A 22,177-nucleotide genomic window follows, 5' to 3' on the forward strand; every position below is an offset into this window, starting at 1 on the left:
TTATGAGAGCCCCGCCGAACACTGCCTCCGGACGGTGCCACCAGGACGCCGACCAGGCGTGGTGCGGAGGAGGCGATGGCACAGATGACAGGTGCGGCAATCACCGGGCTGGGGGCGTACCGGCCGAGCAGGCTGATCACCAACGAGGAGATCGCCGAGGAAGCCGGGGTGACTCCGGAGTGGATCGAGGAGCGGACCGGCATCCGGTCGCGCTACCGGTCCGGGCCGGAGGAATCCGTGACGATGATGGCCGCCGAGGCCGGCGGGAAGGCGTTGGCCATGGCGAACGTCGACCCGGCCGACGTGGACCTGGTCGTCCTCGCTTCGGCGACGAAGAAGGACCGCATCCCGGGCGGGGCGCCCGAGGTGGCCAGCCGTATCGGCATCACCGCCACCGGCGCGTTCGACCTGAACGCTGCCTGCGCCGGCTTCGCCTACTCGATCGGCATCGCGGCCAACGAGATCCGGATGGGCAGCGCCCGCAACGTGCTGGTCGTCGGAGCGGAACAACTGAGCAGGTTCATCGACCCGGAGGACCCGGCGACGTACGTCATCTTCGGTGACGGTGCGGGTGCCGCGGTGGTCTCTCCCGCGGAGGTCGACGGCATCAGCCCGACAGTGTGGGGCAGCGACGGCGCGCGGTCCGACATCCTCGGCACCAAGTGGGACGCCAACGGCCGCGAGTTCGCCAAGATGGACGGCCCCCTGGTCTACCGGTGGTCGACCAAGAACGTGCCGAGGGTGGCCCGCAAGGTGTGCGCCCTGGCCGGTGTCGAGCTCTCGGACATCGACTGGTTCGTGCCGCACCAGGCGAACCTCCGCATCGTCGACCAGTTGGCCGAGATCCTCCAGATCCCGGACGAGAAGGTCGCCAAGGACATCATCGATACCGGCAACACCTCAGCCGCGTCGGTGCCGCTGGCGCTCAGCCGCCTGTACGAGAGCGGTCAGACCACCCCCGGCGACCGCGTGATGCTGCTGGGCTTCGGGGCGGGACTGGCCTACGCCGGTCAGCTCATCCGGATGCCCTGACCACTCCGATCACGACCCTTCCTCAGAAAGGACAAGCACCATGACGCTGACCGTGAACCAGGTGTCCCTCGACGTCGCATCGCTCACCCGCAAGCTGATGACCGAGAACGTCGACCGGGAGATCAACGCCGGCGACACCTTCGTCGAGCTCGGTCTGGACAGCCTCAAGCTCGTCGACCTGCTCGCCGCCGTGGAGACCCACTTCGACATCGAGGTGCCGGACGAGTTGGTCGGCAGCTTCGCCAAGGTCCAGGATCTCAGCGACTTCGTCCTCTCCGCCCGGTCTGCGGTGTGACCGAGGACGTCCGGGAGTTGTCGGTAGGGCAGCGGGCGCTGTGGCTGGTCCACCGGCTGGCCCCGGACAGCCCGGCCAGCAACGTGGTCCACGGGCTGCACGTCGAACCCCTGCTCGACCCGGACGTGGTACGCCGGGCGGTGGCGGCGGTGCGATCGCGCCACGACCTGCTCCGGTCCCGGTTCGTGCAGACCGAGCAGGGGCCGGTGCGGGTCGTCGATCCCGACCTCGGGTGCGAGGTCGAGGTCCACGATGTTCCCGACCTGGACGACGACGGGCTGTTGCGCCGCTGCCAGGAGTTCGGCGACCGGCCGCTCCGGCTCGAGCGGGACGGTCCGATGCGGGTGGCGCTGCTGCGGCGGCGTACCGACTGCGTGCTGGTGGTGGTCATCCACCACATCGCCACCGACTTCCACTCGCAGCGGATCGTCTGGCAGGAGTTGGACGCCGCGTACGGGGCGTTGCAGGCCTGGCGGCCGGTGGAGTTGCCGCTGGTCTCCGGCAGCTACGACGACTTCCTGGCCCGGGAGCGGGCGGCGCTGGCCGGCGAGCGCGGCGAGCGGCTGCGCGCGTACTGGGATCGGGTCTGCGACGGTGCCACGGCGGCCACCCTTCCGACCGACCGGCCTCGTCCGCCGGTGCGTTCGTTCCGTGGCGGCGCGTTCAGCCAGGAACTCCCGGACGACCTCGCCGCCCGGCTGCGGGAGACCGCGGCGGCGGCCGGGGTGACGCCGTACGCGGTCGTGCTCGCCGCGTTCCAGGCGACGATGTACCGCTACACCGGTCTGGGGGAGTTCACCGTCGGTTGTCCGGCGTCGCTGCGCCGGGGACGGGCGCTGCGCGGGGTGGTCGGCATGTTGATCAACACGATCGCGTTGCGGGGTTCGTTCGACGCGGACACCACGTTCGCCACGGCGATCACCGCGGCCGGCCGACAGTTGACCGACGCCGTGGCCCACGCCGCCTACCCGTTCCCGCTGCTCCGATCGGGCCGACGTAACCAGGATCCGCCGGTGCGGGTGACCGTCACCCTGCTGGCTCACCAGCACGGCGACAACTACACAAGCCAGCGGCACGCGTTCGCCGGGCACCAGATCCGGCTGCTGGACATCCCGTACGACGAGGGCCAGTTCGACCTGTCGACGACCCTCACCCAGTACCAGGACGGCCGGCTCCAGGCGGAGTTCGGTTACGACACCGACCTGTTCGACGAGGCGACCGTGCAGCGGCTGGCCGGGCACTTCCTCCAGATGCTGCGGGTTGCCTGCACGACGCCGGAGACGGTGGTGTCCCAGGCGCCGATGGTCGACCAGGCGGAACTGCGCGAACTCCTGGCGCTCGGCACTTCATAGACCGGCGCGGCGTGGCCCCGTGGCGCCTCTGGTGCCACCGGGACGGTGTGCCCGCCGTACGGGCCGGGTCCGGTCGGCGCGACCCCCGTCGCCGGCCGGGTCCAGGCCCGGCGCTGACCGCCCGAGCACCGGTATAGGGCCGGTATAGCGCCGATTGACAACGTCGTGGCGTTGGTAGATCACTTGTGGAGGGAGGAACGGTGCGCGAGGGCATCCTCTCGACGGTCGGGAACACACCGCTGGTACAGCTGGTCCGGTTGTTTCCGGAGTTCCCCTCCCGATTGTTCGTGAAGCTCGAACGGTTCAATCCCGGCGGCAGCATCAAGGACCGCACCGCGCTGAGCATGTTGCGCGCCAAGGTCGAATCCGGGGAGCTGGTACCCGGCCGATCGGTTGTCGTCGAGTCCAGCTCGGGCAATCTGGCCATCGGCCTCGCGCAGTTCTGCGCGTATTACGCGATCCGGTTCATCTGCGTGGTCGACCCGAAGACCACCCGGCAGAACCTCGCGATCCTGACCGCGTACCACGCGGAGATCGAGATGGTCGAGCACCCCGACCCGGTCACCGGCGAATACCTGCCGGCCCGGCAGCGCCGCGTCCGCGAGCTGTGCGAGCAGGTCCCGTACGCCTACCGCCCGGACCAGTACGCCAACCCGCTCAACGCCGCGGCGCAACGGCAGACGATGGCCGAGATCGTGACCGCGCTCGACGGGCAGATCGACTATCTGTTCTGTTCCACCGGCACCTGCGGGACGCTGGTCGGCTGCGTCGGCTACCTGCGCGAGCAGGGGCTGTCCACGCGGGTGGTGGCGGTGGACGCGGTCGGCAGTGCCATCTTCGGCGACGAGCCGGCGGTCCGGTTGATCCCCGGGCACGGCGCCTCGATCGTGCCGCCCCTGGCCGCCGATGCCACACCCGACGAGATCATGCACGTCTCCGACCTGGACTGCGTGGTCGGTTGCCGGCTGCTGCTGTACCGGGAGGCCATCCTCGCCGGCGGGTCGTCCGGCGCCACCGTGGCCGCGCTACGCCGACGGATGGCGGACATCCCGGCTGGTGCCACGGCCGTGCTGATCCTGCCCGACAACGGCGACCGCTACCTCGACACCATCTATTCGGATCTATGGGTTTCCCAGCATTTCGGGGAGATCACCCACCTGTGGAAGGACGCCACGTGCTGATCATCGGTCGGGCTGTTGTGCGGGACATCCTCGACGGCGACGACGCCCGGGTGGTGGATCTGATCCGCCACGCGTACCTGCTGCACGAGCAGGGCCGTACGAGCCTGCCGCACTCGGTCTTCCTGCGCTTCCCGCAGCGACCCCGCGACCGCATCATCGGCCTGCCCGCCTACCTCGGCGGCGACCCGCCGGTGAGCGGGATCAAGTGGATCTCCTCCTTCCCCGGCAACCTGGCCATGGGCCTGGAACGGGCCAGCGCGGCGATCCTGCTGAACTCGATGCGTACCGGCCACCCGGTGGCCCTGGTCGAGGGTTCGGTCATCTCGGCCCGACGTACCGCGGCGAGCGCCGCGCTCGCGGCCGGCCTGCTCACCGCGGACCGCCGCCCCGACGGCCTGGCCCTGATCGGCTGCGGGCTGATCAACCAGCAGGTGCTGCGGTTCGTGGCGGGCACTCTCGCCGCGCCGCCGGCGCTGACGGTATTCGACACCGACCGGCGCCGGGCCGAGGCGTTCGCCGAGACCGCCCGAACCCTGCTGCCGGGAATGCCGACGACGCTGGCCGGGACCGCCGAGGAGGCGATGGGCGCGCACCGGCTGGTCTCGATCGCCACCACCGCCACCGAGCCCCACCTCGACCTGGCCGCCTGCCGGCCCGGCGCGGTGGTGCTGCACCTGTCCCTGCGCGACCTGCTCCCCGAAGGGCTGCTGGCCGCGCGCAACGTGGTCGACGACGCCGATCACGCCTGCCGTGAGGGCACCTCGTTGCAGTTGGCCGAGCAGCTCACCGGTGGCCGGGACTTCATTCACGCCACCATCGGCGCGCTGGCCGGCGGCGAGGTGCGACTGCCCGCCGACGACGTGCCAGTGGTGGTGTCCCCGTTCGGCTTGGGCGTGCTGGACCTCGTGCTCGCCGAGCACGTCCGCGCCACCGCCGACCAGCGACGCCTGGGCGTACGCGTTGACGACTTCCTACCCGTGGGGGACGCCACCGGGGCGTTCGCCGGGTCTCTCTGAAGGAGTGGCAATGACCGACAACCGCAGCTACCGCGTGGTGCTCAACGACGAGGAGCAGTACTCGGTCTGGTGGACCGACCGGGACCTGCCCGCCGGCTGGCGTGCCGAGGGCACCGAGGGCAGCCGCGACGAATGCCTGGCCCGGATCGACGAGATCTGGACCGACATGCGGCCGCTGAGCCTGCGCCAGCGCATGGAGTCCCAGACCACGGCCTGACCAACTGATCCGATCCCACGCCCGCGCCCGGTCCCCCGGAGGAGCACCATGAGTATCGTTCCGCCAGCGGCGCCCGCAGCCGCAGCCGCCACCCAGGGGGCAGGCACCCTGGCCGAGTTGATCGCCCGGCAGGCCGCGCTGACCCCCAGCACCATCGCGGTAAGCGGCGAGTCCGAGCGGTTGGACTACGCCGGACTGGACCGGCGGGCCAATCAACTTGGTCGGTACCTGGCCGAGCTGGGCGTCGGCCCGGAATCGCTTGTCGCGGTCAACCTGGACCGCGGCGTCGACCTCGTGGTCGCGCTGCTGGGAGTGTGGCGCGCCGGTGCCGCGTACCTGCCGCTGGACCCGACCCACCCCGCCGAGCGCCGGCGGCGTCTCCTCGCCGACAGCGGGGCCGGAGTGCTGCTCACCCGCGACGCGTTGCGCGACGAGGCGTCGCCCGGCCAGGTTGTCTGCCTGGACACCGACCGGGCGCGGATCGCGGCCTGCCCGGACACCCCGGCGGTGCCGTCACCCGACCCGGACTCGCTGGCGTACGCCATCTACACCTCCGGGTCCACCGGCGAACCCAAGGGAGTGCTGATCACCCATCGCGGTATCGGCAACCGGGTGACCTGGACGATCCGGGAGCACGGCCTGGGCCCCGGCGACCGGGTGTTGCAGAAGACCTCGGTCAGTTTCGACGCGGCGGGCTGGGAGTTCTTCGCCCCGCTGGCCAGTGGCGGCACCGTGGTGCTCGCCCCGGATGGGGCACACCGGGATCCCGCCGCCCTCGTCGCGGCGGTCGTCCGGCACGGGATCACCGTCCTGCAGGGAGTGCCGTCGGTGTTCGGTCGGCTGGTCGACCAGCCCGGTTGGGCCGACTGCACCAGCCTGCGGCTGATCTTCTCGGCGGGTGAGCCGTTGCACGCCGACCTGTGCCGGCGGCTGATGGTCACGCCCGAGGTGCGGGTGTGGAACACCTACGGCCCCACCGAGTGCGCCATCGACGTGACCGCCCACCCGGTGGACCCGGCCCAGCCGGCCGGACCGGTGCCGATCGGGCGCCCGCTACCCGGCGTCCGCGTCCAGGTCCTCGACGCCGACCGTCGGCCGGTGCCGGTGTGTGTGGTCGGCGAGCTCTACATCGGTGGGGCCAACCTGGGCCGGGGCTATCTGCACCGGCCGGACCTGACCGCCGAACGGTTCGTGCCCGACGAGTACGGGCCGCCCGGCGAGCGCCTCTACCGCACCGGCGACCAGGTCCGGTGGCGCGCCGACCGGAGCCTGGAGTTCGTCGGTCGGACCGATCACCAACTCAAGGTCAACGGGGTACGGATTGAGCCGGCCGAGGTGGAGGCGGTGCTCGCCGCGCACCCGGACGTCCAGTCGGCGGTGGTGGTGGGGCACACCGACCCGGCCGGTCGCCGGCAGCTCGCCGCGTACGTCGCCGGTCGCCGGTCACTAGACCCGGCGGCCCTGCGCGCGTTCTGCGTCGGTCGACTGCCCGAGGCGCTCGTGCCGGCCGTGTTCCAGCCGGTGGCGGAGTTCCCGCTCACCGCCAGCGGCAAGATCGACCGGTCCGCCCTGCCGGCGATCGACCCTCTCGACCGCCCGGCGCTCCGGTCGCCGCGGACCGCCGCCGAACAGACTGTCGCGGCCACCTGGCGGGACCTGCTCGGCGTCGACGAGGTCGGCGTCGACGACGACTTCTACCAGCTCGGCGGCTCCTCACTGGTGACGCTGGCGCTGGAGAGCCGGCTCAGCGGGGCGGGCGGCGCGGTGACGCTGCGCGACCTGCTCACCCACACGACCGTGGCCGCACAGGCCCGGCTGGTGGAGGCGGCCGCCCCGGCGGCTCCACCCGTGCTGCCCGTGGGACGTGACCGGCCGCTGCCGCTCTCCGCCGCCCAGCACCGGCTCTGGATGCTCGACCAGCTCGACCCGCGCAGCAAGGAGTGGGTCGTCCCCGTGCACGTACGGCTGCCCGCCGCCATCCACCCCGACCACGTCCGGGTGGCCCTGCACGCGCTTGAGGCACGGCACGAGCCGTTGCGCACCCGCTACCTGGTCGTCGACGGCGTGGCCCGCCAGCAGGTCGTACCGCCGGGAGATGTCGACCTGGAGGTGCGCGACGTCAGCCACGGCGGGTTGGCCGAACTGATCACCGACCAGCTCGGCCGGGGTTTCGACCTGCACACCGGTCCGCTGTGGCGGGCCGGGCTCGCCGTCGCCGCCGGCCGGGATCACCTGCTGGTGCTGGCCGTGCACCACATCGCGTCCGACGCCGGCAGCGCCGACGTCCTCGAACGGGACCTGCGGGAGCTGTGCGACGCCGCCGCGCAGGGACGGCCGGCCGACCTGGCAAAGCTGCGGGTGCAGTACGCCGACTACGCGGTCTGGCAGCAGCGGCACCTCACCGACGAGGTCGTCGGGCGGGAGCTGGCGTACTGGCGGGAGACGCTGGCCGGGATGCCCCAGCTGGAGTTGCCGCTGGACCGTCCGCGTCCGGCCCGGCGGGACGCGCAGGGCAGGATGCTCGGCTTCACCGTCGACGCGGAGGTCGCGGGCGCCCTGACCGAGGTGGGCCGGCGCTGCGGTGCCAGCCCGTTCATGACCCTGCTCACCGGCTTCGCCACGCTACTCGCCCGCCATACCGGGCAGTGGGACGTGCCGATCGGCACCCCCACCTCCGGGCACCGGCCCACTGAGCTGGACCAGGCGGCCGGGATCTTCCTCAACCCGGTGGTGCTGCGCTGCACCCTGGACCCGGCGTCCGGCTTCACTCAGGCGGTCAGGCGAGTCCGCGACCGTACCGTCGCTGCCCTGGCCCACCAGGACCTGCCCTTCGACCGCGTGGTGTACGACCTGGTCGGCGAGCGGGACCTGTCCCGTACCCCCCTCTACCAGGTGGCGCTGAACTACCAGGCGGGCGGGATCACCGGCCGGGTGGCCGACGACCCGATCACGATCGAGGCGCTGCGGCAGGCGTCCACAGTGGCCAAGACCGACCTGACCGTGCACCTGTGGCCGCAACCGGACGGTTCCCTCGCCGGCGCCGTGGAGTACGCCACCGCGCTGTTCGACGACGCGACCGTACGACGACTGGCCGACCACTTCGTCCGGCTGCTGCGCGCCGCCGCCGACGAGCCGGACGCCCGCCTGGACCAGCTCGACCCGTTCTCGGCCGAGGAGCGGCAGCGCCTGCTGCACGAGTGGAACGGGCCGACGGTGCCCCGGCCGGCCACCACAGTGGTCGACCTGTTCGAGGCGCGCCGCGCGGCGACACCGCAGGCCGTGGCGTTGCGCCATGGCGACGCGCGCACCAGCTACGCCGAGTTGGACGACCGGGCCAACCAGTTCGCCAACCATCTGCGCCGCTCCGACGCCGGATCGGGCGCGACAATCGCCGTACTGCTGGCGCGGGGACCGGACCTGGTCGCCGCGATTCTCGGGTGCTGGAAGGCGGGTGCGGCATGCCTTCCGCTGGATCCGTCGTACCCGGCTGAGCGGATCGGCTACCTGCTCGACACCGCCGGCGTCGGCCTCGCCATCACCGACTCGCGATACGCCGACCGGTTCGGGGTGCCCACCCTCCAGGTGGACACCCACCGGCTGATGGTCAGCGCCGAACCGCACACCGCGCCGGCCCGCGATCTCGACCCGGCGCAGACGGCGTACGTGCTGTTCACCTCCGGATCGACCGGCCGCCCCAAGGGGGTGCTGCTCTCCCACGCGGCGGTGACGAACTTCCTGGCCTGCGCCACCGAGACCGAGGCGCTCGGCGACCGGGGAGGCCGCCCGGCCGGCGGAGGGGCTCCGCTGTTCTCCACCATCGCCTTCGACCTGTCGATCTCCAACCTGTGGGGGCCGCTGGTGGCCGGCCAGCCGGTGACCCTGCTTCCGCAGGAGTTCGACCTCACCCAACTCGGCGCGCTGCTGCTGACCGCCGGCCCGTACGACCGGTTCATCATGACGCCCCCGCACCTGGAGTTGCTGGCGGCGCAGGTCGACGCCGCGCAGGCGCAGCGGCTGGCCGGTCAGCTCTGGGTGGCCGGTGGGGTGCTGCGCGGGTCGGTGGCGAACCAGTGGCTCGACAGGCTTGGCCCCGGCGGCCTGATCAACTCCTATGGTCCGACCGAGACCACCGTGATCATGTCGGCGTACCCGGTCGTCGCACCACAGACCAGCGAGATCGTGTCGATCGGCCGGCCGATGGCGAACACCGTGGTGCGGATCCTGGACGACGCGATGCGGCTGCTGCCGGTCGGCGCCGTCGGCGAGCTGTACATCGGCGGCGAGTGCCTGGCCACCGGCTACGTCGGGCGGCCCGGGCTGACCGCCGACCGCTTCGTGCCCGACCCCTTCGGCCCGCCGGGCGCCCGCCTCTACCGCAGCGGCGACCTGGGCCACTGGCGACCCGACGGCACGATGGCCTTCGTCGGTCGGGTGGACGACCAGGTCAAGGTCCGCGGCTACCGGATCGAACCCGGCGAGATCAGCGCTGTCGTCGCCCAACATCCCCGGGTACGCGACTGCGTGGTCCTCGCCCACCAGGACCGCCTGGTCGCCTTCTACGTCGGCGAGGCCACCGACCTGGCCGCGTACTGCGCCCGGCCGCTGCCCGACTTCATGGTGCCGAGCCTGTTCGTGCCGGTGGAGCGGATCCCGCTCAACGCCAACGGCAAGGTCGACCGGGACGCGCTGCGCAACCGGCTCGACGCGGCGCTCGCCGACGGCGCCGCCGATCCCACCGAGTTCGTCGCGCCGCAGAGCGTGGTCGAGAAGCGGGTCGCCGCGATCTGGGCGGAACTGCTCGACGGGCGGATCGGCGCCACCACCGACTTCTTCCTCCTGGGCGGCCACTCGGTGCTCGCCGCCCGGCTGATCGCCGGGCTGCAGGAGGAGTTCGACCTCGACCTGCCGATCCGGCTGGTGTTCGAGCACCCGACGGTGCGTGCCCAGGCGATCGCCATCGAAGACCTGATCCGGGCGGAAATCGACGCGCTGGACGCCGCCGACCTCACCCACGACCTTTCGCGATCCGAGGAGTCCCCGGCATGACCAGCATCGCCAACGAGCCGAACCTGCGTGAAGAACTCGTCCAGCGTCGCCTGGCCGGCCGTCGTACCGGCCGCCGGGACCGGATACCGACCGTCGACCGGTCGGGGGAGCTGCCGCTGTCGTACGGCCAGCAGCAGATGTGGTTCCTCAACCGGATGGACCCCACCAGCGCCGAATACCTCGTCTCCTCCGCGCTGCGGCTGCACGGCCCGCTGGACGCCGACGCGCTGGGCAGTGCACTCGACGCCCTGGTCGCGCGGCACGAGATCCTTCGCACCCGCTACGCCCTCGCCGGCACCTCTCCGGTCCAGGTGATCGACCCGCCGGCGCACCGCGACCTGCCGGTGGTGGACCTGACCGACAGGCCCCGCGCCGAGCGGGAGGCGGCGCTCGACGCTGTGCTCGCCGACAGCGCGCGCAACGGGTTCGACCTGGCCCGGGAGTGGCCGGTGCGGGCCGTGCTGGTCCGGCTGGACACCGACGAGCACGTCTTGGCCCTGGTGCTGCACCACATCGCCTGTGACGCGCCGTCGGTCGCGGTGCTCACCGGGGAGCTGGCCGAGCTGTACGCCGCCCTGCGGGCCGGCGTCGAGCCCTGGTTGCCGGTGCCCCCCGTGCAGTACGCCGACTTCGCCGCCTGGCAGCGCGGCCGGTCGCGCGCCGAGTCGGTGGCCCGGTCGCTCGACTACTGGCGCGACCAGCTCGCCGGGCTGACGCCGGTGGAGCTGCCGGCCGACCGGACCCGGCCGAAGAGCCGGGACTGGCGGGGCTCGTCGGTGCCGTTCACCCTGAGCGCCGATCTGTCCGCCGCGCTGCGCGGCGTCGCCCGCGACGCCGGCACCACCGTCTTCGTCACCCTGCTCAGCGCCTTCCAGGTGCTGCTGTCGCGCTACACCGGCCGGACCGACCTCGCCGTGGGTACGGTGTCGTCCGCGCGCAGCCGAGCGGAGCTGCACAACCTCGTCGGGTACGGCATCGACAACCTGGTGCTGCGGGCACGGTGGAGCGGCGACCCCTCGTTCGCCGCTCTGCTGGCGCAGACCCGGGACACCGTGCTGGGCGCGTTCGACCACACCGACGCCCCGTTCGCGCTGCTGGCCGACGAGCTGGAGCCGGAGCGGGATCTGTCCCGTACCCCGCTCTACCAGGTCGCGATCACCCTTCAGAGTGAGCCGCCCACCACCGACTGGCCCGGCGACCTGCGCGTGGAGCCGGTCGAGCTGCCCCTGCGCACGTCCAAGGTGGACCTCACGCTGCACATGATGGAGGGCGTCGACGGCGGGCTGCGCGGCCGGATCGAGTACGCCACCGCCCTGTTCGACCCGGCCACCGTCGAGCGCGCCGCCGACCACCTGGTGCGGCTCCTGGAGCAGGTGACGGCCGACCCGACGGCCCGACTGTCCGACCTGGCCATCCTCGGGGCCGCCGAGCTGGCCGTGGTGACCCGGGGGCCGGTCACCGCAGACCCGGTGACCGGCACCGTGCACGGCGTCTTCGAGGCGATGGCGGCCACCCACCCCCACGCTCCTGCGGTGACGGCGGGCGACACCACCCGCAGCTACGGCGAGCTGAACGCCGACGCCAACCGGCTCGCCCACTGGCTGCGCGGCCACGGTGCCGGCCCGGAGCGGCTGGTCGGTGTGCATCTCGACCACGCCCTCGAACTGGTGCCGGCCCTGCTCGGCGTGCTCAAGTCCGGCGCGGCGTACCTGCCCCTCGACCCGGCCTCGCCGGACGAGCGCCTCGACTTCATGATCAACGACGCCGGGGCGGAGATCGTGCTGACCACGACCGTCCACCGCGACCGGTTCGCCGGCTTCGGTGGGACAGTAGTCCTGCTGGACGCCCCGGACCTCGTCGCCGAGCTGGCCGCCCAGCCGGCCGCCGACCCGGCGGTGCCCATGGGCGTCGACAACCTCTGCTACGTCATCTACACCTCGGGCTCCACCGGCCGCCCCAAGGGTGTCGCGGTGGCCCACCGGCAGGTGCTGCGGCTGCTGACCGTCACCGCCGCCGACTACCGGTTCGGCCCGGACGACGTGTGGACCCTGCTGCACTCGTACGCCTTCGACTTCTCGGTCTGGGAGATCTGGGGCTGCCTGCTGCACGGCGGTCGGCTGCTCGTGGTGCCCCGCGAGCTGGCCCGGTCCCCGCAGGAGCTGCTCGACGAGCTGATCGCACAGCGGGTCACGGTGCTCTGCCAGACGCCCACGGCGTTCCGCGCGCTGGTCCGGCTCGCGGCCGACGGCGACGCCCGGATCGACCGGCTCGCCCTGCGGGTGGTGACCTTCGGCGGCGAGAAACTGGACTTCGCCGACCTGGCACCGTGGGTGGCCGGCCGTGGCGTGGACGCGCCGCACCTGATCAACATGTACGGGATCACCGAGACCACCGTGCACACCACGTACCACCGGGTCACCGCCGACGAGGTGGGCGGCACGGCCAGCCTGATCGGCGTACCGCTGTCGGACCTCACCGTCCACCTGCTCGACGCCGACGGTCGACCGGTGCCGATCGGTGTGCCCGGCGAGATCCACGTCGGTGGCCCGGGTGTCGCCCGCGGCTACCTCGGTCGCGCCGACCTCACCGCGCAGCGGTTCGTGCCGGACCCGTGGGGGCCGCCCGGTTCGCGGCTCTACCGCAGCGGCGACCTCGCCCGCCGGTACGCCGACGGACGGCTGGAGTTCGTCGGACGCATCGACCACCAGGTCAAGATCCGCGGCTACCGGGTGGAGCTGGGCGAGATCGAGGCGGCCCTGACCGTCCTGCCCGGCGTTCGGGACGCGGTCGTGGTGCTGCGCGAGGACAACCCGGGCGACCAGCGGCTGACCGCCTACCTGGTGGCCGACGACACCTCGACGCTGCTGCGCCCCTCACAGCTGCGTACGGCGCTCGGCCGGACGCTGCCGGACTACATGATCCCGGTGGCGTTCATGCCGCTGCCCCGGATCCCGCTGACCGTCAACGGCAAGCTCAACCAGGCCGCGCTGCCCGCACCGGGCCGTTCGGTGGCCGCCGTCGACCGCCCGTACGTGGCCCCGCGCACCACTGTGGAGCAGCAGCTCGTTGACATCTGGACCGCCACCCTCGGGCTGGACCGGGTCGGTGTGCAGGACGGCTTCTTCGATCTCGGCGGCGACTCCATCCGCGCGGTGGCACTGGCCGGCGCATTGCGTGCCGCGCACTTCGACGTCGAGGTCCGGGACATCTTCGAGCGGCGTACCGTCGCCGAGCTGGCCGAACTGCTCACCGCACGGCCGGCCGCCGAGCCGGAGCCTGCGGTCGCCCCGTTCGAGCTGGTCGGCGAGGCGGACCGGGCCGCGCTGCCCGCCGGCCTGGTGGACGCCTACCCGTGCACCCAGGGTCAGCTCGGCATGCTTGTCGAGCTGCTGTCCGACACCGAGCAGAACCCGTACCACAACGTGACCAGCTACCGGGTCCGTGGCGAAGGGGAGTTCTCCCTGGACGCGCTGCGTGCCGCCGCGGCACTGCTGGTGCGCCGCCACGAGGTGCTGCGTACCTCGTTCGACCTGACCAGCTATTCGATGCCCATGCAGCTGGTGCACGCCACCGCCGAGCTGGCCGTCACGCACGACCACAGCCCTGCCGCAGAGCGGGCCGAGCTGGACCGGGAGCTGCGCGAGCACATCGCGGTCGAGCGGGCCCGTCTGTTCGACCTCGATCGCCCGTCGCTGCTGCGGCTGCACGCCAGGACCTGCGCCGACGGCAGTTGGTGGCTCACCATCACCGAGTGCCACCCGATCCTGGACGGGTGGAGCTACCACTCGCTGATCATGGAGCTGGTCCGCGCGTACCAGCAGATCCGGGCCGGAGAGCCGCTGTCACCGCGGCCCATCCCGTCGGTGCGCTTCGCCGACGCCGTCGCTGCCGAACGGCGGTCGGTCGCCGGTGACGCCGACCGGGCGTACTGGCGTGGTGTCCTGACCGGTCGGGCCCGTCACGACCTGCCCACCGGCTGGGGTGACCCCGAGGCACCGGAGGGCGCCAAGCACGAGCACTGGGTACCGGTGCAGGACCTCGAATCCGCGCTGCGCGACCTGGGCCGGCGCCTCGGCGTGCCGTTCAAGTCGATCATGCTGGCTGCGCACCTCAAGGTGATGAGCCAGCTCACCGGCGCGGAGCGGTTCTACACCGGCCTGGTCTGCAACATCCGGCCCGAGGCGGCCGGCGCCGACCGGGTGTACGGCATGCACCTCAACACCGTTCCGGTCGGCTACGACGGTCCGGCCGCCACCTGGGACGAGCTGATCCAGCGGACCTTCGACGCCGAGGTGGAGCTGTGGCCGCACCGGCGCTACCCGCTGTCCACCCTGCAGCGGGAGGTCGGCGAGGACGCCCGCATGCTCGACGTGCGGTTCAGCTTCCACGACTTCCACCAGATCGACACCGACGACATCGACTACGCCGAGTCCATCGACGACAGCCCCACCGAGTTCCCGCTCGGCGTGTTCAGCCGGCTCGGCTTCCTCACCCTGCAGGCCAGCCAGCGGCACGTCGGCCACGACGCCCTGCGCCGCCTGGGCGCCATGTATCGCGTGGTGTTGGAGGCGATGGTGGCGGATTCGGGTGGGGATGCGCGGGTGGTGTGTCTGCCGGCCGGTGAGGTGTCGGTGGTGTTGGCCGATGGTGACGGCGCGGTGGAGCCCGTGTCGGAGTCGGTGCTGGCGGCTGTTGAGCGCCAGGTCACGGCGGTGCCGTCGGGTGAGGCGGTGAACGGTGTGTCGTTCGCCGAGTTGGATGCGCGGGCTGTGGCGTTGGGGTCGTGGTTGGTCTCGCGGGGTGTCCGTCGGGGTTCGGTGGTGGGGGTGTTGTTGGACCGGGGTGTCGATCTGGTGGCGGCGCTGCTGGGGGTGTGGAAGGCGGGGGCGGCGTTCGTGCCGCTGGACCCGTCGTATCCGGTGGGTCGGGTCGAGGCCATGTTGGCCGATGCGGGCGCGTCGGTGCTTGTGACGTCGTCGGGGCACGTGGACCGCTGCCCCGAAGGCGTGGAGGTGCTGACCGTCGACTCTGTGCCGCAGGTGGAGTCGGTGGTGTTGCCGGGTGTGGTGGATCTGGATGATGTGGCGTATGTGATTTTCACGTCGGGTTCGACGGGTCGGCCGAAGGGTGTGCAGGTTTCGCATCGGGGTTTGGCGAATCATGTTCGTTGGGCGTCGGTGGAGTTGGCGGGTCGTGGTGCTGGTGGGTCGGCGGTGTTTTCGTCGGTGGCTTTTGATCTGCAGGTGCCGAATGTGTGGGCTCCGTTGGTGGTGGGTCAGCGGGTGTTCATGGTGGATCAGGATGTGGATTTGGCGGAGTTGGGGGAGTCGTTGTCGGCGGCTGCTCCGTTTAGTTTTGTGAAGTTGACGCCGGGTCATTTGGAGATTCTGGGTCGGCAGTTGTCGGATGAGTTGTTGGCGGGTTTGGCACCGGTGGTGGTGGTTGCGGGTGAGGGTTTGCCTGCGGCGTTGGCTAATCGGTGGTTGGGCATTGTGGGTGCGGGGAATCTGATCAATGAGTACGGGCCGACGGAGGCGTCGGTGGGTACGTGTGTTTTCCCGGTTCGGGTGGAGCAGACGTTGCCGGTGGTGCCGATTGGTCGGGCGTTGCCGGGTATGCGGATGTTCGTGCTTGATTCGTTCATGAATTTGGTGCCGGTGGGTGTGGTTGGTGAGTTGTTTGTTGGTGGTGTGGGGGTTGCTCGGGGGTATGTGGGTCAGTCGGGTTTGACGGCGGATCGGTTCGTGCCGGATCCGTTCGGGTCGGTGGGGTCGCGGTTGTATCGGACCGGGGATCTGGTTCGTCGGTTGGCCGATGGTGCTGTCGAGTTCGTCGGCCGGGTCGATCATCAGGTGAAGGTCCGTGGATACCGCATCGAGCTGGGCGAGATCGAATCGGTGATCGGCTCGGTGGCCGGGGTGCGTGAGGTGGTGGCCCTGGTCCAGGGCGACGAGTCCCGCCTGCTGGCGTTCTACGTGCCGGCCAGCCCGGACGCCGAACTGGCGGCCCGGGTGCGGCAGGAGTGCGCCAGTCGACTGCCGGAGTACATGATCCCGGCGGACCTGGTGGCGGTGGAGTCCATCCCGCTGAACGCCAACGGCAAGGTCGACCGGGCCGCCCTCGCCACGTCGGTGACCGGTGATGGGCGGCTGCACGTGGCCCCGCGTACCCACCTGGAGCGGCAGCTCGCGGACATCTGGGCGCAGGTGCTGAACCTGGAGACGGTGAGCGTCGACGACAGCTTCTTCGACCTCGGCGGTCACTCGATCAGCGCCATCGCTCTCGTCGGCGCACTGCGTACGGCCGGCATCCCCGCCTCGGTGCGCGACATCTTCCTGCACCGGACCGTCGCCGCGCTCGCCGCGAACCTCGAAGCGGAGCAGACCCCCGTCGAGCCGGCGTTCCAGCCGGTGGTCCCGTTCGTGCTGCTCGACGACGCCGACCGGGCAGCCCTGCCCGCCGGCCTCACCGACGCCTACCCCATCGCCCAGGTCCAGCTCGGCATGCTCGTCAAGACGATGACCGACACCGACCGGCACACGTACCACAACGTGTCGGCCTTCCCGATCCACGACGAGCAGCCGCTGGCCCCCGACGCGCTGCGCCGCGCCGTGCAGACGGTCGTCGACCGGCACGAGATCCTGCGGACGTCGTTCGACCTGACCGGCTACTCAGTGCCGCTGCAACTCGTGCACGCCGAGGTGCCGATCGAGGTCACCGAGCTGGACCTGCGCGGCCCGGACACCGAGGCCCGGATGAGCGCCTTCATGGCCGCCGAACGGGCCAACCCGTTCGCGCCGGATGAGGTCCCGCAGATACGCGTCGCCGGTGCGATCGGCGAGGGCAACGCCTGGTGGTTCGTCCTGACCATGTCGCACGGCATCCTCGAAGGCTGGAGCCACCACTCCCTGCTCATGGAGATCCTCGACAACTACCGGCGGCTGCGGGACACCGGTGCTCCGGTGCCCGTCGACGCGTTGCCGGTGCGCTACGCCGACTTCGTCGCCGCGGAACTGGCCGCGCTGACCTCCGCCGAGGACGAGGCGTACTGGCGGGGTGTCGTCGAGCACCCGCGCTTCGCGTTGCCTGCCGGGTGGGGCGCCCCCGACTCCGACCCCCAGTTCCAGTGCGGCACCCGGGTGCCGCTGCACGACCTGATCGACGGGCTCCGAGACCTGGCCAGCCGCACCGGCACCGCGCTGAAGAGCGTGCTGCTGGCCGCGCACCTGAAGGTGATGAGCCAGCTCACCGGCGAGCTGGTCTTCACCAGCGGCCTGGTCTGCCACGGGCGGCCCGAGGTGACCGGCGCGGACCGGGTGTACGGCATGCACCTGAACACGTTGCCGATCGTGCACCGTGGCCCGGCTGCCACCTGGGCGGAGCTGATCCGGCAGACCTTCGACGCCGAGCTGGAGCTGTGGCCGCACCGGCACTACCCGCTGCCGTCGGTGCAGCGGTTCACCGACGGCGCCCGACCCATCGAGATCCTCTTCAACTACCTCGACTTCGCGCAGGTCGACACCGAGCGGGTCGGCTTCGACGACGCCGTCTACGAGGCGTCCAGCGAGTTCGACCTGCACGTCTCCACCCTGGACGGGACGCTCAGCATCCTCAGCGACCCCCACGTCGTCAGCTACTCCAACGTCCTGCGCCTGGGCGCCATGTACCGGGCGGTGCTGGAGGCGATGGTGGCGGACCCGGGTGGGGACGCGCGGGTGGTGTGTCTGCCGGCCGGTGAGGTGTCGGTGGTGTTGGCCGATGGCGACGGCGCGGTGGAGCCCGTGTCGGAGTCGGTGCTGGCGGCTGTTGAGCGCCAGGTCACGGCGGTGCCGTCGGGTGAGGCCGTCAACGGTGGGACCTTCGCGGAGCTGGATGCGAGGGCCGTGGTGCTGGGGTCGTGGTTGGCCTCGCGGGGTGTTTCTCGGGGTTCGGTGGTGGGGGTGTTGTTGGATCGGGGTGTTGATCTGGTGGCGGCGCTGCTGGGGGTGTGGAAGGCGGGGGCGGCGTTCGTGCCGCTGGACCCGTCGTATCCAGTGGGTCGGGTCGAGGCCATGTTGGCCGATGCGGGCGCGTCGGTGCTTGTGACGTCGTCGGGGCGCGTGGACCGCTGCCCCGAAGGCGTGGAGGTGCTGACCGTCGACTCTGTGCCGCAGGTGGAGTCGGTGGTGTTGCCGGGTGTGGTGGATCTGGATGATGTGGCGTATGTGATTTTCACGTCGGGTTCGACGGGTCGGCCGAAGGGTGTGCAGGTTTCGCATCGGGGTTTGGCGAATCATGTTCGTTGGGCGTCGGTGGAGTTGGCGGGTCGTGGTGCTGGTGGGTCGGCGGTGTTTTCGTCGGTGGCTTTTGATTTGCAGGTGCCGAATGTGTGGGCTCCGTTGGTGGTGGGTCAGCGGGTGTTCATGGTGGATCAGGATTTGGATTTGGCGGAGTTGGGGGAGTCGTTGTCGGCGGCTGCTCCGTTTAGTTTCTTGAAGTTGACGCCGGGTCATTTGGAGATTCTGGGTCGGCAGTTGTCGGATGAGTTGTTGGCGGGTTTGGCGCCGGTGGTGGTGGTTGCGGGTGAGGGTTTGCCTGCGGCGTTGGCTAATCGGTGGTTGGGCATTGTGGGTGCGGGGAATTTGATCAATGAGTATGGGCCGACGGAGGCGTCGGTGGGTACGTGTGTTTTCCCGGTGCGGGTGGAGCAGACGTTGTCGGTGGTGCCGATTGGTCGGGCGTTGCCGGGTATGCGGATGTTCGTGCTTGATTCGTTCATGAATTTGGTGCCGGTGGGTGTGGTTGGTGAGTTGTTTGTTGGTGGTGTGGGGGTTGCTCGGGGGTATGTGGGTCAGTCGGGGTTGACGGCGGATCGGTTTGTGCCGGATCCGTTTGCCTCGGATGGGTCGCGGTTGTATCGGACGGGGGATCTGGTTCGTCGGTTGGCCGATGGTGCGGTGGAGTTCGTCGGCCGGGTCGATCATCAGGTGAAGGTCCGTGGTTACCGCATCGAGTTGGGCGAGATCGAGTCGGTGATCGGCTCGGTGGCCGGCGTCCGCGACACGGTGGCCCTGATCGATCCGGAAGAGGCGCGGCTGCTCGCCTTCTACGTCCCCGAAGGACCGGACGCCGATCTGGCCGCCCGGGTGCGGCAGGAATGCGCCAGTCGACTGCCCGAGTACATGATCCCGGCGGACCTCGTGGCGGTGAAGTCGATCCCCCTGAACGCCAACGGCAAGGTCGACCGGGCCGCCCTCGCCGCGTCGGTCGGAGCATCCGGCCGGGTGCACGTGGCTCCCCGCACCGAACTCGAGCAGCAGCTCGCGGAGATCTGGGCACGCGTGCTGACCCTCGACACGGTCAGCGTCGTGGACAGCTTCTTCGACCTCGGCGGCGACTCACTACGCGCGGTGGCCCTGGTCGGCGCCCTCCGGGGAGCCGGCTTCCCCGTTGGCGTCCGAGACGTCTTCGTGCACCGCACCGTTGCCGCGCTCGCCGCGCACCTGATGGCCAAGGACGCCGCCGAGGTTGCACCGGAGTTCCAGCCGGTCGCCCCGTTCGCGCTGCTCGACGACGCCGACCGGGCAGCCCTGCCCGCCGGCCTCACTGACGCGTACCCCATCGCCCAGGTGCAACTCGGCATGCTGGTGGAGATCCAGAAGGACCCGACGCGGTCGCTGTACCACATCGTCCGCTGCTTCCGGGTGCACAGCCGCCAGCCCTTCTCGGCCGAAGCGCTCACGTCGGCGGTGCACGACATCGTCGACCGGCACGAAACCCTGCGTACGTCGTTCGACCCGCACACCTACTCGGTGCCGCTGCAACTCGTGCACGCCCAGGCCCCCGTCGACGTACGGATCCTGCGTCTGGACGAGGAGCGGGCCGAGGCGCACCTGCGCGGCTACGTCGAGGCCGAGCGGGCCCGACCGTTCGACGCCGAGCACCCCGCCCCGCTGCTGCGGGTCAGCGCTCATGTCGGCGCCGACGGCGGATGGTGGCTCACCGTGGCGATCAGCCACCTGGTAACAGGTGGCTGGGACCTCAACACCCTGCTGGCCGAGCTGCTCAGCTGCTACGAGCGGCGGTGCGTGGGCATGGCGCCGGAGGCGCCCGAACCGACCGCGGTCCGGTACGCCGACTTCGTTGCCGGCGAGCGGGCGGCGCTCGCCTCGGAGGGCGACGAGGCGTACTGGCGGGAGATCACTTCCGAGTACGCCAGGTTCGTTCCGCCGTCGGGCTGGGGCGAGGCGTCCGCGACTCCCGGGACGGTGTTGCGGCGCCGGATCAGCTACCAGGACCTCGACCCACGGATCCGCGCCCTGGCCTCGACGCTCGAGGTGTCACCCAAGGCTGTTCTGCACGCGGCTCATTTGAAGGTGATGAGTCAGTTGACTGATGAGCGGCGTTTTTACACGGGGTTGGTGTGTGATGCGCGGCCGGAGGTGCGGGGTGCGGAGCGTGTGCATGGGATGTACATCAATGTGTTGCCGTTCGGTCATGAGCGGGGTGGGGGTTCGTGGGGTGATCTGGTGCGGTCGGTGTTCGACGGTGAGGTGCGGTTGTGGCCGCATCGGCGTTTCCCGTTGCCGGCGGTACGCAGGCTGACGGGTGCCGACACGCACCCGATCGACGTCGTCTTTGACTACACCGAATTCCGGCGTGCCAACACCGACAGCGAGGAGCAGGTCGGCTTCGAAGCCGTCGCCGGTGAGGGTGGCACCGAGTTCGCCCTCCAGGTCACCGCGGCAAGCGGATTCCTCGACCTCGTCGCCGATGGGCGGGTGTTTGGCGGGGCGGGGTTGGTGCGGTTGGCGGGGATGTTCCGGGTGGTGTTGGAGTCGATGGTGGCGGATCCGGGTGGGGATTCGCGGGTGGTGTGTGTGCCGTCCGATGAGGCGCAGTGGTTGTCGCGGGTGGGTGTGGGGCCGGTGGCGCCGGTCTCGGGGGTGGCGTTCTCGGCGTTCGAGGCGAGGGCTGCTTCTGCTGGTGGGGCGGTTGCGATTGGTGATGGTGGGGTGTCGTTGTCGTATTCGGAGTTGAATGCGGCGGCGAACAGGTTGGCTCGGTATTTGCGGTCGGTGGGTGTGGGTGCCGAGGTGTTGGTGGGTGTGTGTCTGCATCGTTCGGTGGAGCAGGTTGTGGCGATGTTGGCGGTGCATAAGGCCGGTGGTGTGTATGTGCCGTTGGATCCGGGTTATCCGGTTGAGCGTTTGGGTTTGATGGTTGCCGATGCGGGTGCGTCGGTGGTGGTGGCGTCGTCGGGGTTGTTGGCGGGGTTGCCGGGGTTGGCGGCTGAGGTGGTGTTGGTTGATCGGCCGGGGTTGTGGGCGGGTGAGTCGGGTGCGGATGTGCCGGTGGTGGTGGGTCCGGAGAACGCCTGTTATGTGATCTTCACGTCGGGCTCGACGGGTCGGCCGAAGGGCGCGGTCGTCACCCACGCCGGCCTCGTCAACCGGACCGCCCACGTCGCACCCACCATCAACCGCCTCAGTGCCGACGGCGTGATCCTGCAGAAGACCGAGATCGGTTTCGACGTCTCACCGGCCGAGGTGTACGCCGCCCTGTCGGCCGGCGCGCGGATCGTCGTGGCCCGCCCGGGCGGGCACCGTGACCCCGCGTACCTGCGTGACCTGATCATCGCCGAGTCGGTCACCTCGATCGAGCTCGTGCCCAGCATGTTGTCGGCGCTGCTCGCCGAGGGGATCGAGCGGTGCACCTCGCTGCGGTCGGTGGCGGTCGGCGGTGAGGAACTGCCGGTCGACGTGGCGCGAGCGTTCCTGGCTGCGCTGCCCGACTGCGAACTGCACAACACCTATGGGCCGGCGGAAACCACCGTCGACGTGACCAGTTGGCATTGCACCACCGAGGAGCTTGCCGCCCTGTCTCGCGTACCGCTCGGGCGCCCTTTCCCGAACCTCACCCTGCGCGTGCTCGACGACGGACTCCAGCCGGTGCCGGTCGGCGTGCGGGGGGAGTTGTTCGTCGGTGGTGTGGGTGTGGGTCGGGGTTATTTGCGGGGTGGGGGGTTGACGGCGGATCGGTTTGTGCCGGATCCGTTT

Annotated in this window: 8 protein-coding genes; all 8 read left to right on the plus strand. The window is 70.6% G+C overall.

The window, feature by feature from the left end; genetic code table 11:
• The first annotated feature begins 84 nt into the window (after nucleotides 1–84).
• Entirely contained in the window at nucleotides 85–1,032 is a 948-nt protein-coding gene (locus tag ACLQ3F_RS25545) for a beta-ketoacyl-ACP synthase III (protein ID WP_425851916.1), read from the plus strand.
• A gap of 40 nt (nucleotides 1,033–1,072) precedes the next feature.
• Nucleotides 1,073–1,327, plus strand: a complete 255-nt coding sequence (locus ACLQ3F_RS25550) for an acyl carrier protein (protein ID WP_425851870.1) — start codon at nucleotides 1,073–1,075, stop codon at nucleotides 1,325–1,327.
• Entirely contained in the window at nucleotides 1,324–2,679 is a 1,356-nt protein-coding gene (locus ACLQ3F_RS25555; RefSeq protein ID WP_425851871.1) for a condensation domain-containing protein, read from the plus strand. Before ACLQ3F_RS25550 ends, ACLQ3F_RS25555 begins: the two co-directional genes overlap by 4 nt.
• Nucleotides 2,680–2,891: 212 nt before the next feature.
• Nucleotides 2,892–3,860, plus strand: a complete 969-nt coding sequence (gene sbnA, locus ACLQ3F_RS25560) for a 2,3-diaminopropionate biosynthesis protein SbnA (RefSeq protein WP_425851918.1) — start codon at nucleotides 2,892–2,894, stop codon at nucleotides 3,858–3,860.
• The gene (sbnB, locus tag ACLQ3F_RS25565) at nucleotides 3,854–4,876 is read left to right on the plus strand and encodes a 2,3-diaminopropionate biosynthesis protein SbnB (protein WP_425851872.1); all 1,023 of its coding nucleotides are present in this window, start codon (nucleotides 3,854–3,856) and stop codon (nucleotides 4,874–4,876) included. Before sbnA ends, sbnB begins: the two co-directional genes overlap by 7 nt.
• A gap of 10 nt (nucleotides 4,877–4,886) precedes the next feature.
• Complete coding sequence (locus ACLQ3F_RS25570) at nucleotides 4,887–5,093, plus strand: MbtH family protein (RefSeq protein WP_357196477.1); 207 nt, start codon at nucleotides 4,887–4,889, stop codon at nucleotides 5,091–5,093.
• Nucleotides 5,094–5,141: 48 nt separating this feature from the next.
• Complete coding sequence (locus ACLQ3F_RS25575; RefSeq protein WP_425851874.1) at nucleotides 5,142–10,139, plus strand: amino acid adenylation domain-containing protein; 4,998 nt, start codon at nucleotides 5,142–5,144, stop codon at nucleotides 10,137–10,139.
• Nucleotides 10,136–22,177, plus strand: a 12,042-nt coding sequence (locus tag ACLQ3F_RS25580) for an amino acid adenylation domain-containing protein (protein ID WP_425851875.1), incomplete at its 3' end; no start/stop codon positions are given. The genes ACLQ3F_RS25575 and ACLQ3F_RS25580, both read left to right, overlap by 4 nt.

Origin of the sequence: Micromonospora sp. DT15, assembly GCF_049841475.1 — a bacterium.
Taxonomy (GTDB): domain Bacteria; phylum Actinomycetota; class Actinomycetes; order Mycobacteriales; family Micromonosporaceae; genus Micromonospora.